Source organism: Marinobacter sp. (assembly GCF_041984545.1).
Classification (GTDB): domain Bacteria; phylum Pseudomonadota; class Gammaproteobacteria; order Pseudomonadales; family Oleiphilaceae; genus Marinobacter.
The window spans coordinates 1-16,576 of record NZ_JBHIXV010000050.1; the positions used below are offsets into that span (position 1 = coordinate 1).

The 16,576-nt window shown below is 59.3% G+C and carries 15 protein-coding genes; 11 read left to right on the forward strand and 4 right to left on the reverse strand.

The genetic code is table 11. From position 1 onward, the window contains the following. Window positions 1-193: 193 nt before the first annotated feature. Window positions 194-1,198, reverse strand: a complete 1,005-nt coding sequence (locus tag ACFC20_RS16655) for a metalloregulator ArsR/SmtB family transcription factor (RefSeq protein WP_091811329.1) — start codon at window positions 1,196-1,198, stop codon at window positions 194-196. 213 nt (window positions 1,199-1,411) lie between these two features. Here ACFC20_RS16655 and tkt point away from each other — a divergent pair, with 213 nt between their 5' ends. The 9 genes from tkt to ACFC20_RS16700 all read left to right on the forward strand — a co-directional run bounded on the left by tkt (window position 1,412) and on the right by ACFC20_RS16700 (window position 11,118). Then, window positions 1,412-3,412: a transketolase gene (gene tkt, locus ACFC20_RS16660; protein ID WP_091811330.1), complete on the forward strand. Its 2,001-nt coding sequence runs from the start codon at window positions 1,412-1,414 to the stop codon at window positions 3,410-3,412. Next, entirely contained in the window at window positions 3,412-4,446 is a 1,035-nt protein-coding gene (gene gap / locus ACFC20_RS16665) for a type I glyceraldehyde-3-phosphate dehydrogenase (protein ID WP_375193981.1), read from the forward strand. Before tkt ends, gap begins: the two co-directional genes overlap by 1 nt. 29 nt (window positions 4,447-4,475) lie before the next feature. Then, window positions 4,476-5,636: a phosphoglycerate kinase gene (locus ACFC20_RS16670; protein ID WP_091811332.1), complete on the forward strand. Its 1,161-nt coding sequence runs from the start codon at window positions 4,476-4,478 to the stop codon at window positions 5,634-5,636. 77 nt (window positions 5,637-5,713) lie between these two features. Further along, window positions 5,714-6,778, forward strand: coding sequence for a class II fructose-bisphosphate aldolase (gene fba, locus ACFC20_RS16675; RefSeq protein WP_091811333.1), 1,065 nt, complete (start codon window positions 5,714-5,716; stop codon window positions 6,776-6,778). A gap of 231 nt (window positions 6,779-7,009) precedes the next feature. Then, window positions 7,010-7,978 carry a DnaJ C-terminal domain-containing protein gene (locus ACFC20_RS16680; RefSeq protein WP_375193982.1) on the forward strand — a complete coding sequence of 323 codons (969 nt, stop codon included), beginning with the start codon at window positions 7,010-7,012 and terminating at the stop codon, window positions 7,976-7,978. A gap of 13 nt (window positions 7,979-7,991) precedes the next feature. Further along, on the forward strand, window positions 7,992-8,333 hold the full coding sequence (locus tag ACFC20_RS16685; RefSeq protein ID WP_091811335.1) for a chaperone modulator CbpM: 342 nt from the start codon (window positions 7,992-7,994) through the stop codon (window positions 8,331-8,333). Window positions 8,334-8,446: 113 nt separating this feature from the next. Next, the gene (locus ACFC20_RS16690) at window positions 8,447-9,178 is read left to right on the forward strand and encodes a thioredoxin domain-containing protein (protein WP_091811336.1); all 732 of its coding nucleotides are present in this window, start codon (window positions 8,447-8,449) and stop codon (window positions 9,176-9,178) included. A gap of 153 nt (window positions 9,179-9,331) precedes the next feature. Further along, a complete protein-coding gene (locus ACFC20_RS16695; protein WP_375193983.1) occupies window positions 9,332-10,339 on the forward strand; it encodes a rhodanese-related sulfurtransferase in 1,008 nt (335 codons plus the stop codon). Window positions 10,340-10,389: 50 nt separating this feature from the next. Beyond that, on the forward strand, window positions 10,390-11,118 hold the full coding sequence (locus ACFC20_RS16700; RefSeq protein WP_375193984.1) for a YdiY family protein: 729 nt from the start codon (window positions 10,390-10,392) through the stop codon (window positions 11,116-11,118). A 6-nt stretch (window positions 11,119-11,124) separates the two neighbouring features. Here ACFC20_RS16700 and ACFC20_RS16705 read toward each other — a convergent pair whose 3' ends face one another. From ACFC20_RS16705 to ACFC20_RS16715, 3 genes are all read right to left on the reverse strand, one after another. Beyond that, window positions 11,125-12,069: a DUF523 and DUF1722 domain-containing protein gene (locus ACFC20_RS16705; protein WP_091811339.1), complete on the reverse strand. Its 945-nt coding sequence runs from the start codon at window positions 12,067-12,069 to the stop codon at window positions 11,125-11,127. 83 nt (window positions 12,070-12,152) lie between these two features. Further along, window positions 12,153-13,157 (reverse strand): DUF6160 family protein, encoded by a 1,005-nt coding sequence (locus ACFC20_RS16710; protein ID WP_375193985.1) that lies wholly within the window; start codon window positions 13,155-13,157, stop codon window positions 12,153-12,155. A 150-nt stretch (window positions 13,158-13,307) separates the two neighbouring features. After that, window positions 13,308-14,000, reverse strand: a complete 693-nt coding sequence (locus ACFC20_RS16715; protein WP_091811340.1) for a GntR family transcriptional regulator — start codon at window positions 13,998-14,000, stop codon at window positions 13,308-13,310. Window positions 14,001-14,191: 191 nt separating this feature from the next. Between ACFC20_RS16715 and ACFC20_RS16720 the strand changes: the two genes are divergently transcribed. Further along, window positions 14,192-15,328 (forward strand): alkane 1-monooxygenase, encoded by a 1,137-nt coding sequence (locus ACFC20_RS16720; RefSeq protein WP_091811341.1) that lies wholly within the window; start codon window positions 14,192-14,194, stop codon window positions 15,326-15,328. Between the two features lie 178 nt (window positions 15,329-15,506). Further along, window positions 15,507-16,576, forward strand: a 1,070-nt coding sequence (tssI, locus tag ACFC20_RS16725) for a type VI secretion system tip protein TssI/VgrG (RefSeq protein ID WP_375193986.1), incomplete at its 3' end; no start/stop codon positions are given.

Sequence of the window (16,576 nt, forward strand, 5' to 3'; positions counted from 1 at the left end):
TGGCCTTCAGAGACCGATTCAGAAGTAAAGATGCTGTAGTTAGACATAGTTTTGGCTCCTGTATGAGCGGTTGTGCGTCGGCCGGTTGTCGTTGCCACCGGAATCCAATGAGTTATGGGTTGGCAATTGTATATCAAAAAAAATTGATATGGTTTAAAAAGTTCACCTTGTGAACCTTTGATCGGTTCATTTGTTAACTGGTACCTGAAGACTTCCAGAATTCCCGTACCTGGATCTGAAAACCGTTGCGAAGCCCTATAAACAGGGACTCGCCACAGCTGAGACCGGCGTCTTCCGCCCAGCTGGTCAGTTCTTCGGGCTCGAAACCGAGCCAGAGGTCGCCGCAGTTTTCCTTCACCCAGTCCTGATCATGGCTGCAAAGGTCGCTGATGATCAGGCAGCCGCCGCCGTTCATCAGGGCAGCCGCATCCAGGAAAATATCCGCCGGGCTGGGCACGTGGTGGAGCACCATGTTGGCAACCACCAGGTCAAAGGCGTCGCCCCTGGCCAGCAAGGTATCGGTGACCCCTTCAATCAGGTCGATGTTGTTCAGCCGTTCCTCGATGCAGGTCCGGGTGGCCTTGGCCAGCATGTCGCGGGAGTTATCCAGCGCCACCACGTGATCGCAGATACCCGCCATCACCTTCAGAAAGGCCCCTTCACCAGGACCGATCTCAAGGCCCGTGTGCCAGTTCTGTTTGATCGCCCGTTGACGGATCACCTCGGCCGTGGGCTCGGCATAGAGCTCAAACGCGGCGATCAGTTCCTGTTGTTCGCGGAATTGCTCGGCATGACGCGAGAAAAACGCCTGGGACTGATCGGCCCGCTGGTTACGGATCGCTTCAATCTTCTCCTGCAGGTGCTGCGGCAGCGGGATCTGGTCCACCATTTCAAAAATCTGCCGCACGGTTTGATCAGCCAGCTTATCGCTGTCCAGGTGCAGGGGGCGGCGGTAGAAAATGGCGTTGCCTTCCCGTTGCGGCTCCAGCAGGCCGGCCTTGTTCATCACCTTCAGGTGGTGACTCATGCCGGACTGGCGCATGTCGAACAGCTGGCTCAGCTCCAGTACCCCAAACGTATCGCGCCTCAGTACCCGCAGAATCTCCAGGCGCAACGGGTCGCCGCTGGCCTTATAAATGGGGGCGAGTACATCCGCATTGGCGGTCTCGGTCTGTTTCGGGGTAGTCATGCTTGTCATGGGAGAGGAGTTTAGAGGGTAAAAAGTGGTCAATCAATAGTCATATCAAAATATTTTGATATAGATCCTGTGTGGCCGGATTCGCTCTCGGAAATCCACAGTACAGACATTTGGCTATCCGATTTGCTCCGACACCTACTAATCGGCGAAAATACGCGCCTATTTTTTGATCCAACCTTTTTTCTTACGTCAAACGCCAGTGGAGAACAGTCAATGCCGTCTCGCAAAGATCTCGCCAACGCCATACGCGCGCTGAGCATGGATGCGGTTCAGAAAGCCAAATCCGGCCACCCGGGAGCGCCAATGGGTATGGCAGATATCGCTGAGGTGCTGTGGAACGAGTACCTGAGCCACAACCCGGCCAATCCGGCGTGGGCCAACCGCGACCGCTTTGTGATGTCCAACGGCCACGGCTCCATGCTGGTGTATTCGCTGTTGCACCTGAGCGGCTACGACCTGTCCATCGACGACCTGCAGAACTTCCGTCAGCTGCACTCCAAAACCCCGGGCCATCCTGAGTACGGCTATACCCCAGGCGTTGAAACCACCACCGGACCGCTGGGGCAGGGCATTGCCAATGCGGTTGGCTTCGCGATTGCAGAGAAAGCGCTGGCAGCCCAGTTCAACCGTCCCGGCCACAACATCGTGGATCATTACACCTACGCTTTCCTGGGTGACGGCTGCCTGATGGAAGGGATCTCCCACGAAGTGTGCTCCCTGGCGGGCACCCTGGGGCTGGGCAAGCTGGTCTTCTTCTATGACGATAACGGTATCTCCATTGACGGTGAGGTCGAAGGCTGGTTTACCGACAACACACCTGAGCGTTTCAAAGCCTACGGCTGGCAGGTTATTCCCGCTGTGGACGGCCATGACTCCGACGCCGTCCGCGAGGCCATTGAGCAGGCCCGCGCCAACACAGATCAGCCAACACTGATCTGCTGCAAGACCATCATTGGCTTCGGTTCCCCCAACAAGCAGGGTACTGAAAGCTGTCACGGCGCGCCGCTGGGTGATGACGAAATCGCCCTGGCCCGTGAGAACCTGGGCTGGAACCACGGTCCGTTTGACGTCCCCGACGACATCTACGCCGGCTGGAACGCCCGCGACAAGGGTGCGGCGGCAGAGCAAAGCTGGTCGGAGGCCTTTGCCGCCTACGAGCAGGCCGAGCCGCAGCTGGCGGCCGAGTTCAAGCGCCGGATGAACGGCGACCTGCCGGCTGATTTCAGCGAGAAGGCGCAGGCCTACATTCAGGAAATCCAGGACAAGGGCGAGACCATCGCCAGCCGCAAGGCTTCCCAGAACTGCCTGAACGCCTACGGCCCGCTGCTGCCGGAACTGATGGGTGGCTCTGCTGACCTCGCCGGATCCAACCTGACGCTGTGGAGTGACTGCAAGGGGCTGACCCGTGACGATGCCTCCGGGAACTACATTTTCTACGGGGTTCGCGAATTTGGCATGTCGGCGATCATGAACGGCATCGCCCTGCACGGTGGTTTCGTGCCTTACGGCGCGACCTTCCTGATCTTCATGGAATATGCCCGGAATGCGGTGCGCATGGCGGCGCTGATGAAGCAGCGTGCCATTCATGTTTATACCCACGACTCGATCGGTCTGGGCGAAGACGGCCCGACCCACCAGCCCATTGAGCAGCTGGCGAGCCTGCGGACCACTCCGAACATGAGCACCTGGCGTCCGGCCGATGCGGTGGAATCCGCCGTGGCCTGGAAAGCGGCGCTGGAGCGTAAGGATGGCCCGACTGCCATGATTTTCTCCCGTCAGAACCTGCCTCACCAGGCGCGTGATGCCGAGCAGCTCGCGAATGTTGCCAAGGGCGGTTATGTGCTGTCTGACAGCGAAGGCACGCCTGACCTGATCCTGATCGCCACCGGCTCTGAAGTAGGTCTGGCCCAGGATGCGGCAGCCGCGCTGCGCGAACAGGGCAGCAAGGTGCGTGTGGTTTCCATGCCCTCCACCGACGTGTTCGATGCCCAGAGCGCCGAGTACAAGCAGCAGGTGCTGCCGCTGGAAGTCACCAACCGTGTCGCGATTGAAGCGGCGATTGAAGACTACTGGTACAAGTACGTGGGCCTCGATGGCCGTGTTGTTGGCATGACCACGTTCGGTGAGTCGGCCCCGGCGGGTGAGCTGTTCAAAGAGTTCGGCTTCACCGTTGAGAACATCATGGCGGTTGCCCAGGAGTTGCTGGAAGCCTGATGATTGCCGCAGCGCCGTATCGAGTTGCCATCAACGGCTATGGCCGTATTGGGCAGTGCGTCTTGCGCGCACTGTACGAGAACGGTTTTCGCGATCACCTGCAGGTGGTCGCGATCAATGAGCTGTCGGACATTGACACCATTGCCCATCTGACCCGATACGACTCAACCCATGGCCGTTTCCGCGGTGAGGTCGAGGTCGACGGTGATCAGTTGCTGGTCAATGGTGACCGGATCGCCGTGGTGAGCTGCAAGAGCGCCGGGGCTTTGCCCTGGGCCGGGCTGGGTATTGATCTGGTGCTGGAATGTTCCGGCGCCTTTTCCGACCGGGCCACGGCCGAGCAGCACCTCAATGCCGGCGCCCGGCGCCTGCTGTTTTCACAGCCAGCGGAAGCGGATGTCGACCGAACCGTAGTGTTCGGGGTTAATGAACGCTCACTGACGGCCTCAGACCGGGTGGTGTCCAACGCCTCCTGCACCACCAACTGCATCGTCCCGGTCATTCAGGTGCTGGATGAGGCATTCGGGGTGGAGCAGGGCGCGACGACCACGATCCATGCGGCGATGAACGACCAGCCGGTGATTGATGCCTATCACCATCACGACCTGCGCCGCACCCGCAGTGCCCTGCAGAACATCGTGCCGGTGGACACCGGGCTGGCCAAAGGCATCGAGCGGTTGCTGCCGCAGATGAAAGATCGCTTCAGCGCCGTGGCGATGCGAGTACCGACAACCAATGTATCCGCCATCGATATGACGTTGAATGTGCGCCGGGAAACCTCGGTGGCTGAGGTGAACGCCCTGCTGCAACGGGTCGCTCAGGGGCCGCTCAGGGGCATCCTGGGTTACACCGACGAACTGCTTGCCAGTTCTGATTTCAACCACGACGCTCATTCCGGCGTGGTGGATGGTGGCCAGACCCGGGTGACCGGTGGCCGCATGGTGAAGGTGCTGTGCTGGTTTGATAACGAGTGGGGCTTTGCCAACCGGATGCTGGATGTCAGCCGGAGCTGGCTGGAACTGAACGAAACGTAAACACTGAACATAGTTGAAGAGACGACCTTATGGCCATTAAGAAAATGACCGATCTGGATCTCGCCGGTAAGCGCGTACTGATCCGGGAAGACCTGAACGTACCCGTCAAAGACGGCAAAGTAACCAGTGACGCCCGCATTCGCGCTTCGCTGCCAACCATCAAGGCAGCCATGGACGCCGGTGCCAGGGTCATGCTGATGTCCCACCTCGGCCGTCCGGAAGAAGGCGTCTATGACGAAGCGTCGTCCATGAAGCCTGTCGCCGAGCACCTGTCTGGCCTGCTGGGTCAGGACGTGCGTCTGGTCAAGGATTATCTGGACGGTGTTGAAGTCGCCGACGGCGAAGTGGTGCTGTTCGAGAATGTCCGTTTCAACAAGGGTGAAAAGAAAGACGACGAAGCCCTGTCGAAGCAATATGCAGCCCTGTGCGACATTTACGTGATGGACGCCTTCGGTACCGCACATCGCGCCCAGGCCTCCACCCACGGTGTTGCCCGCTTTGCGCCTGAAGCCTGTGCCGGCCCACTGCTGGCGGCAGAACTGGATGCCCTCGGCAAGGCCCTGGACAAGCCGGCCAAGCCGGTGGTTGCCATTGTCGGTGGCTCCAAGGTCTCCACCAAGCTGGACGTGCTCAACGCCCTGTCCGACATCTGCGATCAGCTGATCGTGGGTGGTGGTATCGCCAACACCTTTCTGGCCGCTGCCGGCCACCCGGTAGGCAAGTCCCTGTGTGAACACGACCTGCTCGACACCGCGCGGGACATCGCCGCCAAGGTCAATATCCCGCTGCCAAGCGACGTTGTCGTTGCCAGCGAATTTGCGGAAACCGCCGCCGCGACCACCAAGTCCATCGATGAGGTGAGCGAAGGCGACATGATTCTGGATGTGGGCCCGCAAACCGCGGCTCAATTCGCCGAACTGCTGACGTCTGCCAAAACCATTCTCTGGAACGGTCCGGTGGGCGTATTCGAATTTGACCAGTTCGGTAACGGCACCAAGGCGCTGGCCGATGCCATCGCCCAGAGCGATGCTTTCTCCCTGGCGGGCGGTGGTGATACCGTGGCAGCCGTTGACAAGTACGGTGTGAATGAGAAGATTTCCTACATTTCCACCGGTGGTGGAGCCTTCCTGGAGTTCGTCGAAGGCAAGGTGCTGCCGGCGGTAGCTGTATTGGAAGAGCGCGGGGCCTGAGGCCCATTCGGAGCCGGGCAGATACCGGCTCCGTCACTGCTTTGAACCGAATTCAATTTTATTAAGGAGAGTTCCCCATGGCCCTGATCTCGATGCGCCAGATGCTGGATCACGCAGCTGAGTACGGATACGGTGTCCCCGCGTTCAACGTCAACAACCTGGAGCAGATGCGCGCCATCATGGAAGCGGCCGACAAGACCGATTCTCCGGTGATCGTGCAGGCGTCTGCCGGCGCCCGTAAGTACGCCGGTGCCCCGTTCCTGCGTCACCTGATCCTGGCGGCGATTGAAGAATTTCCTCATATCCCGGTGGTGATGCACCAGGATCACGGTACCAGCCCGTCTGTGTGCCAGCGCTCCATCCAGCTGGGCTTCAGCTCGGTGATGATGGATGGCTCCCTCGGTGAAGACGGCAAGACCCCGACGTCTTACGAGTACAACGTTGACGTGACCCGTCGTACCGTTGAAATGGCCCACGCCTGTGGTGTGTCCGTAGAAGGTGAACTGGGTTGCCTGGGTTCCCTGGAAACCGGCATGGCCGGTGAAGAAGATGGCATCGGTGCCGAAGGCAAGCTGGACCACAGCCAGATGCTGACCGATCCGGAAGAAGCCGCCGACTTCGTCAAGAAGACTGGGGTGGATGCCCTGGCCATTGCCATCGGTACCAGCCACGGTGCTTACAAGTTCACCCGTCCGCCGACGGGCGATATCCTGGCGATTGACCAGATCAAGGCCATCCACCAGCGTATCCCGGATACTCACCTGGTCATGCACGGTTCCAGCTCCGTTCCCCAGGACTGGCTGGCGGTGATCAACGAGTTTGGTGGTGAGATTCCGGAAACCTACGGTGTACCGGTTGAAGAAATCGTTGAAGGCATCAAGCACGGCGTACGTAAGGTCAACATCGACACCGACCTGCGTCTGGCCAGCACGGGTGCTATCCGCCGTTTCCTCGCGCAGAACACCTCTGAGTTTGACCCGCGCAAATACCTGGCGGCTTCCGTTAAGGCGATGAGCGAAATCTGCATCGATCGCTACGAGGCCTTTGGCTGTGCCGGCAACGCCAGCAAGATCAAGCCGATCAGCCTGGATGCGATGTTCGAGCGCTACGCCTCCGGCGAGCTGGATCCGAAGGTTAACTGATCCTTCAGGCTTCTCTGGGGACAGACTTGAAGTCTGTCCCCATCTTCGATTAAGGGGACAGGCTTCAAACCTGTCCCCTTTTTTGTGTCCCCTTTCGACTCGGTCATCCACCTGACTCCGGTCAAATACTGACCAGACCCACCTTGTAAATTCTCTCAACTCAACAAATAGTTCTAGCTGGGGGGTGAGTTTGTTCGCCCGCCCTGACGATTGGTTGCAGCGAGAGACGCTATGGACTTCAAGGACTATTACGCCGCCCTCGGTGTCAGTGAGTCCGCTACGCCTGAGGACATCAAGAAGGCCTACCGAAAGCTGGCACGGAAATACCACCCGGACGTCAGCAAAGAAGACAACGCCAATGAGAAGTTCAAGGACGTCGGCGAGGCCTACGAAGTGCTCAAAGACCCGCAGAAGCGGGCCGAGTATGACCAGTTGCGCAAATACGGCGCCAGTGGTGGGCAGTTTGAGCCGCCGCCCGGTTGGGAGAGTGCAGCCCATTTCGGCGATGGCGGCTATACCCGGGCCGACAGCCGGGAGTTCAGTGATTTTTTTGAATCCATCTTTGGCGGTGGTGGTGCAGGCCGCGCCAGTGGACGTGGCGGTGGGTTTGGCTTCCGCCACCAGATGCGCACGCGCGGCGACGATGTTCATGCCCGTCTGGCGCTGTTCCTGGAAGAAGCGTTCCATGGCTGCGACAAGCAGGTGCAGTTTACGGTCCATGAAATGGATGATCATGGCCACGTACTGGCCCGCAAGAAAACCCTCAAGGTGAAGATTCCTGCAGGCGTGCGCGAAGGTCAGCACATCCGGCTGAAAGGTCAGGGCTCGCCGGGTGTCGGGGGCGGTGAGCCGGGGGATCTGTTCATTGAGGTGGGGCTGGCACCCCATCCCCACTTCACCGTGGAAGGTCGGGACGTGATGGTCACTGTGCCCATCACCCCCTGGGAAGCGGCGTTGGGGGCGACGGTTACAGTGCCCACGGTAGACGGCAAGGTAAACGTCAAGGTCCCGAAGGGATCGTCCAGTGGTCGTAAACTCAGGCTCAAAGGCAAGGGCTTTCCCGGCCAGCATCCTGGCGACGAGATAGTATTGCTGCAGATCGTGATGCCGGAACAGCACAGCGAGAAAGCGGCAGCGCTTTACCAGCAACTGGCGGAGGCAGAGCCTGCCTTCAATCCACGCAGCAAACTGGGTGTGTGACGGGAGCCGAGCGATGGCAAAGAACGAACCAATATTCGAGGTGGAGCTGCTGGACGCTCACACCACCTTTACCCTGCGGGAGTTCTGCGAACGGGGGGCTGTTCATGCGGAATTTGTGATCAAGCTGGTAAGTTATGGCGTGATCTCCCCGGTAGAGGAAGGTGACGTGCGGGAGTGGAGCTTTGATCTCCCGGCGCTGGCCCGGTTGCGAAAAGCCCAGCGTTTGCAGCAGGATCTGGATATCAATGTGCCGGGCCTGGCCATGTCCCTCGACCTGCTGGATGATGTTCAGCAGCTTCGGCGTGAGGTGGATCGCCTCAACCGTCAGCTGCGGCAGTTGACCGGAGAAGGATGAGTCCTGACCCGGATACTGTCTGATTCCGTCAGCCCAGGGGAACTTTTCGATTAACTACGGTATCTTAGCGTCATCTTTGATCAGTACATTTCATCATTTGTTAAGGAGTCGGTATGGGTGAGGCAAAACGCCGCAAGGGGTCGGGAACACCGGCTGCGGGCAAATCAAAGAGCAGCAGACTGCCGGTTGTAGTGGTCATGCTCGCTGTGGTGGCCGCCATTGTGGCTGGCGTATTCTGGGTGACCCAGCCGCCGGAGCCCGAGGCGGTATCTCTGCCCGTTGCCGCGGCGAACGCCCAGCCTTTCCCGGCGGAGCTGGACCAGTACGGCACCAGCATCGGCGCTGATGACGCGCCCGTGGTGGTCCGTGAGTTTGCTGACTTCCAGTGCCCCGCCTGCGGTCGCTTTGCGGAAGCCAGCAGCCGGCTGAAGCAGGAATACGTCGAGTCGGGTAAGGTTCGGTTTGTGTTCTATGATCTGCCGCTGAACCAGCATCGCAATGCTCTGCCTGCGGCCATGGCTGCCCGTTGCGCCGGGGATCAGGAGGGCTATTGGGCCATGCACGACCGGCTGTTTGCCAACCAGGGGGAGTGGAGCAACTCCGGTGTCGCTGTCGAGATCTTCACCCGTTATGCCGGTGAACTCGGCCTTGAGGAGCGCCGCTTCAGCCGTTGCATGGCCACCGACCTGCATCAGGAAGTGATCGAAGCCAGCGTGGACGTGGCCAAGCGTATGCGTGTGACCAGTACCCCGACGGTGCTGGTGGATAATATCCCTCTCTCTCGTCCTGGCTGGGGGCAATTGTCCGCCGTGGTTGAGCGGGAGTTGGCCGCCGCCGCTGAATAACCTGGGGCTTGCCCGGTAACTACCTACGCCCCGCATTGACGGGGCGTTTTTCATGGGGCTTCGCATCGGTTAGAATTTCACCGCCGCTCGACGCGGCCCAAATGTCCAGAAACCATGCTCCGGATTTGCGATCCGGCCCGCAGGAGTAAAGTAATGACTGATAACGTCGTGGTTTGCGCACTCTACAAGTTCGCAGCCGTTGAAGATTTTGAAGACCTTCGCCAGCCTCTGCTGGACCTGATGCTCGAGCAAGAGGTGCGGGGCACCCTGTTGCTGGCCCGTGAGGGAATTAACGGCACCATCGCCGGTAGCCGTGAGGGTATTGACGCGGTCAAGGCCTGGATTGGCAGCGACTCACGCTTTGATGGCGTGGATTATAAAGAGTCGTTTGTCGACATCCAGCCCTTCAAACGCACCAAAGTGAAGCTTAAGAAAGAAATCGTCACCATGGGCGTGGAAGGTATCGACCCGAAGCGGGTGGTGGGCACTTACGTGGATCCAAAGGACTGGAACGAGCTGATCTCCGACCCCGAGGTGTTGCTGGTCGATACCCGTAACCAGTACGAGGTGGAAATCGGGACCTTCAAAAATGCCCTGAACCCGGCCACCGATACCTTTCGGGAGTTCCCCGAGTACGTGAAGCAGAACCTGGATCCGGCCAGGCACAAGAAGGTGGCGATGTTCTGCACGGGCGGCATCCGTTGCGAGAAATCCACGGCGTACCTGAAGGAGCAGGGCTTTGACGAGGTATACCACCTCAAGGGCGGGATTCTCAAATACCTGGAAGAAGTCCCGCAAGAACAATCCCTCTGGCATGGAGAGTGCTTCGTCTTTGATGACCGGGTGACGGTGAATCATCAGCTTGAGCGGGGCGGTTTCGACCAGTGCCATGCCTGCCGTCGTCCGATCACTGAGGACGATAAGCTGCGCCCAGAGTACGAACAGGGTGTGAGTTGTCACCAATGTGCTGATAACCTCACCGATGAGCAGAAAGCCCGGTTTGCCGAGCGGGAACGACAGATGCGATTGGCGGCTCAGCGTGGGGAAGCTCACGTGGGGGGTGAGGCTGCCCGTATCATCGCCGAACGCAAGGCGCGCAAAAAAGCCGAGCGTGCCCGCCAGGCCGAGCAAAGCTCTGCCGGAGAACAACGCGGGGCCTGATCGCCAGTTACTGAGTGGTCAGTCCCGCCCACGCGAGTAAGGGACTGACCATGCAAAAAACCATTGTTGCGGTAACCACAGTATTGTTGGGGGCTCCCCTGGCCTGGGCGGAAACGCCGGAATGGCAGGGTGAAGTCGAACTGGGGCTGCTGATCACCACCGGTAACACGGAAGAAACCAACGTCAACAGCCGGCTGGCGTTCCAGCAGGAAATCGTCCGCTGGCGCAACAGTGGCGAGTTCTCATCACTGTATTCCGAAGCTGACGGTGCCACTTCGGCTGAAAAGTACCGCGCTTTCCTGGAATCCGATTTCAAGTTCAACGATCGCCAGTATTGGTTTCTGCGCGGGGCCTATGAAGACGATCGCTTCTCCGGTTATGACTTTGAGTCGTCCATCACCACAGGTTATGGCCATCGGGTCTGGCAGGGCGGGGAGCGCTCATTCCTGGACCTTTCTGCCGGTGCCGGTTACCGCTATAACCGCTTTGATGAACCTGATGAGAATGGTCATCGCAAGGAAAATGAGTCCATTGCCCGGCTGGCGGGTCAGTTTGATTACGAACTGTCGGAGACGGCACTGTTCCGCCAGAAGCTGAGCAGCGAGATCGGCCTCGAAGACGGTAATACCATCAGCGAGTCGGAAACCTCGCTCCAGGCGACGGTGGTGGATTCCCTGTCGATGAAGGTCTCCTATCGGGTCAAGCACCTGTCGGATCCCCCTGCGGCTAGCGAACGCACGGACACCGAGACGGCGCTGACCCTGTTGTACGGCTTCTGACCGCGGTCAGACCCGGTTACGAAGACCTAGCTCATCCGGGTAGGGACTGAGATAGTGCTGTAGCTCGACATAGTCCACCGGCTCGCGACGCTGTGCCATGCGCAGCAGGGTCATGGGCACAATGAGTGGCAGCTCGCCGCGGTGGTAGGCTTCGATCTGTTCGACCAACACCTGCCGGTCGGCATCGCCAATGGCTTCCCGCAAATAGCCCATCAGATGTTGCATGGCATTGACGTGGGCGCCCCGGCTGACCTTGCAGGTCATGGCCGTCATGAACCCTTCAATGTAGCGTTGCGCGACCGTTTCCAGTGGTTGCTCCTTGAGATTGGAGAGCATGGGGCCCAGTTGCCGGTACAGGGGTTCGTTGTGGGCCAGCAGCTGGAACTTGTGGCGGGTATGGAATTCGATCAGGGCTTTGGCTGTCAGGTTGGCGGCGACATTCTGCTGCCAGTCATCATAGGCGAACACCCGCTCAATGAAGTTCTCCCGCAGAGCATCATCGTGCAGTCGGCCTTCTTCTTCCACCGGTAGCAGTGGGTACGCCTGCATGAGGGCGGCCGCAAACAGCCCCCGTCCTTCCCGGTGAACCATCTGGCCCTCGGCGTTGTGAACCTTGATGCGTTCCATGCCACAACTGGGGGATTTGGCCATCAGGATATAGCCACGCAGGTCGCCAAGGGTAGGCACGACGGCCCGAATCACGTGATCCATTGCTTCGGTGTGATCCGCGCTGCCCTTGGACTCAATCAGGCGCAGTTCGCCGTCAATGTCGCGGATGTGGATGGCGGGGCGGGGAACTCCCAGACCTGCGGCCATCTCCGGGCAAACTGGCCTGAAATCGAAGTGTTTGGCCAGTATCTGGGTGCAAAATCTTGAGTGTTTATGGCCGCCATCATGGCGGACTTCCTGTCCGAGCAGACAGGTACTGATACCAATCGGAATACCACTCACAAGTCTGACCTCTCACTCGCTGAATGCGGTTGTCCAGTCTAAACCGAATGGGCGCCGGCTGTGAATGGGAGCGTGCCGATGGATCAGTGGCCGTAGACCATCATGGAGGTATCCGAGATCACGAAATCGGAGAAATACACCGACCCGATGCTTTGGGTGCCGATCCGGAAGGTTGGCATATCAATATCGGCGCGGAATTCGACGTCGTGAATCGACATGCCCTCCGCTCCGGAGGTGGCGCTGGTGCCGGCGGAAATGCTCGCGGCCAGATTGGCCATGCCGAAATGCCCCTTGGTGTCATTGCCCCGGCGGTTATGGACCTGCAAGCCCTCAATGCCCACCGCAGCCAGGTTGAAGATCAGAATCACGTCGGCAACCTCCCAATTCAGGGAGCCGTCATCAATCCTGAAGTGGCTGTCGATCTGCAGCTCGGAGGCCTGCACCAGATCACCGTTGGGTCGGACGTAGCTGGTGCCATCGTTGCGGATCACAATGTCGGTCGGTCCGAGATAGCCCGTCAGGAAAATATCTGAGAACAGGGTGGTGCTGTCCGGGTTTCCGCCCGTGATGATGCTGTCGATGCCGATCTCGAAGTCGATGGCATTGAGGTAATCGTCGACGCTGGCAGGATCGCCACTGTCCACCGGACTCAGGTGCATCACCAGGTCACCGTCGTTGAACTGCTTTCCGTACTGGCCGCTGACAGAATAGGTGCTCATCGCCTGTGCAATGTCCGGGTTGGCCGGGTTGAGCGTTCCCTCTGCCCCCCGCCGGGCCAGTTCGGAGAACCCGTAATCCAGCACTTCGCCATCCCCGGCAACATCGAGGGTGAGCTTCACGTTGTCGAGCAGGGTGCCGTTGTGGCCGGACAGATGGAAGCCGTTGATGTCCAGGGGGGCATCGTCGACATAACGGATCTGAGCGATGTCCACCGAAGCTGCGAGCTCGATGGTGATTCCGGTCTGGCCGGTGATGTTGGCCATTTCCCGGTCATCAATGGATTCGATGGCCCCAACCGGTGCCGAGATGACCGACAGTACCAGCGCAGCGTGAAAACAGGATCTTCCCTGACCAACCTTGAGTGACATGATGTCCCCGGTCCTTGTTGTTTTTAGTTGTCCAGACGACAGGGGAACAGCGCAATCTATGCAGCCCGCATCGGGTTTTGTTACAGGTTGTTACGGTAGGGTGATTTTTGATCAGGGTCTGTGAGCCAAATCACAGACCCGAACGCCTGCTCAGGCAGACGCCGGGGAGGGGCTTTGCGGACAGCTATCGGGCGATAAGGCCTCTACAATCAGGCGCTTCTGGTGGTCGGCAAAACGGGTGATTTGTTCGGCCATGGCGGCTTTATCCCGCTCCAGTACGGCCTTGGTCAGGTTCCGGAAGAAGGCCTCCGTACGCTCGAGATCCTGCTGGTAGCGTTCCGAGCTCAGGTAATAGGCGCGGCTGACCGCAGGCTTGAAGTTGGTCAGGGCCTCGGTGAGGTAAGGGTTGCCCACCACCTCGCAACAGCTGTCCATAACCTCAAAGCTGGCCTCAACCACGGCCAGTACGCTGGTGTTGCCGTTCAGGCACTGGGTCACCTTGCTGATTTTCCGTAACAGGGTGATCCGGTCGGGTCCTTCCCAATGATCGATCAACCGGTCGGCCAGCATCAGCAGCAGGTGCATGTAGACGTCATAGAGTTCGGTCGCGTGCTGGGCATCGAGCTGGCTGGCAGAGGCGCCTTTACGGGGCGTGATGTCCACCAGATGCCAGCGTTCCAGGATGTACAGCGCCTCTTTCACCGACGCCCGGCTAACCGCAAGAGTGGTGGCAACCCGGGCCTCATGAATGCGCTCGCGGGGCTGGATGTGGCCGGTCATGATCTGTTGTGCCAGGTAGTTGGCGATCTGCTCGGCCAGGGTGTTAGGGGCCTTGAATTCCATGGTTATGTTGTCCGCTCTCAGTGTCTGGCAGTGTATCACAGCCGCTTCGGTCCGCTTTAGCGGAGGTGACGGTCCGTGTACTAGGCGGTCAGGGTTGTCGGGATGAAAAGGTTGACCTCTGCTAGATTGTAGGACAATAATGCATCTATGATGTAATTAATCACGAGCCCCGCCAGCAGGAGACAATAATTATGACAACGCACAGCAAAGCCCATTCCCCTGAGGCCGCACGACGAAAGCTGCTGCTGAAACTCAAGAAATACAGCTACCTGATTTCGATGTTACCGCTGGCGATACCGCCGCTTCTGGTGCTTGCGGGGCACTCCCTGGGTATGACCAACCTGTTTGCCTGGGGGGCTCCGGTGGTGGTGTTTGTGATTATTCCCCTTCTGGATTTCCTGCTTGGCAAGGACGACCTCAATCCGGATGAAGGGGACGATGTGCCGTCGATGAACAAGGAATCGTTTTACCGCGTTCTGACCCTGAGCTGGGTTGGCTTGTATGCGGTATTACTGGTGTGGGGAATGAGCCTCATCGCCGGAGGTACCTTCAGCGCTTTGGGAACCGTGGGCTGGATTCTGTCGATCGGTATTGTCGGTGGCCTGGGCATCAACGTCGCCCATGAGCTGATCCACAAGGATGACCGGCTTGAAACCTGGGCCGGAGGTTTCCTGCTGTCGCTGGTGTGTTACGCCGGGTTCAAGGTGGAGCATCTGCGCGGTCACCACGTTCATGTGTCCACACCGGAAGACGCATCCTCGTCCCGCTACAACCAGTCGCTGTATGAGTTTCTGCCCCAGGCCTATGCCCGTAACTTTATCAATGCATGGAAGCTGGAAGCGAAGCGCCTGGAAGGCAAGAACCAGCGCGTGGTCAGCTGGCATAATGAACTGATCTGGTGGTACAGCATCAGCGCCCTGGCGCTGATTGCCTTTACCGTGGCCTTTGGCTGGTTGGGCGCGGCCTACTTCCTCGGCCAGAGCTTCATCGCCTTCACCCTGCTGGAAATCGTCAATTACCTGGAGCATTACGGTCTGCATCGCCGCAAGCTGGAGAATGGCCGCTATGAGCGCACCATGCCGGAACACAGCTGGAACTCCAATTACTTCCTGACCAACGTTTTCCTGTTCCACCTGCAGCGCCACAGTGACCACCATGCTTACGCCAAACGCCGCTATCAGGTGCTCCGTCACCATGAGGTTGCACCCCAGTTACCGGCCGGCTACGCAACCATGGTGGTGCTGGCCTGTATTCCGCCACTTTGGAAGCGGGTCATGAACCCAAGGGTTGAAGCCTACTATCAGGGTGAAGAACACCAGCTGGTGTAAGTAAGCGTCTGGTCGGCAAGGGGCTGAGATCTGTCCGGGGTGCGTAAGCGCCCCTTTTTGTTTGGCACGGTTCGCAGGTTCCTCCCCGGAGGGTTTTAATCCTGCCTATGGGCGTTATAATCCGGCCAGGCTCAGGAAGAGCCCACACTCACAAGACGTCTCTTCAAGGATTGAAGATATGCCCGAGGCTCCCGCTTCCCCTCGTCCCCCGTCCGTGGGGCTGCAGTTTACCGTCCGTATCGGCGATCTGCCCGCCGACCTGTTGGCTGTCGTTGGTTTTGAATTCAGCGAGGCTCTGTCCTGTCTGTTCCGCGGCAAGCTGGCGTTGGCCAGTCCCGATCCTGCTTTAGGCCAGGCATCGGGCTCTGATGGGGAACAGGTTTCAAATCCGTCCCCCTCTCTGGATCAGATCCTGGAACAACCGGTCGAGCTCGTCATCTGGCAGGATGGCCAGCTGCTGCGCCGTTTTTCAGGCGTCGTCTCCGAATTCGCCCGCGGTGACAGCGGCCACCGCCGCACCTGTTACGAGGTGGTCGTAGAGCCGCCTTTGTGGCGCCTCGGGCTGATGCACAACAGCCGCATCTTCCAGACCCAGACCTCGGACGCGATTCTCAAAACCCTGCTGGAAGAGCGCGGCATCGTCGACACCGTGTTCGACCTCAAACGTTCGGCTCCGGAGCGGGAATACTGCGTTCAGCATCGGGAAAGCGATCTGGCCTTCCTCCAGCGCCTGGCCGCCGAAGAAGGCTGGCACTACCGTTTTGACCTCGACGCCGACAACCAGCCCCTGGTGATTTCGGACCATCACGGCGACGCCGTCACCCTGCCGCAGGCCACCTGCAACGCCACCGCCGGTGGTAGCACCCGGCAACCGGCGGTATTCCAGTTCAGCTACCGCGAACGGGTCCGCGCCGCGTCGGTGGTGATGAAAGACTACACCTTCAGGAACCCTGCCTACGCGCTGATGCACGAGAGCAACGCCGCCGGTATGGATCACCAGCGGGAGGATTACCAGCACTACGATTACCCTGGCCGCTTCAAGAATGACGCCCGTGGCCGCGCCTTCACCCAGGCCAAACTGGAGGCCCTGCGCAACGACGCCAGCGTGGCCAGTGGCCGCAGCAACCGCCCTGATTTTGCCGCTGGCGCCAGGCTGCCCCTGAGCAGCCACACCCAGGACGACCTCAACCGCGACTGGCTGATCACCCGGGTCGTCCACACCGGCAAACAGCCCCAGGCTTTGGAAGA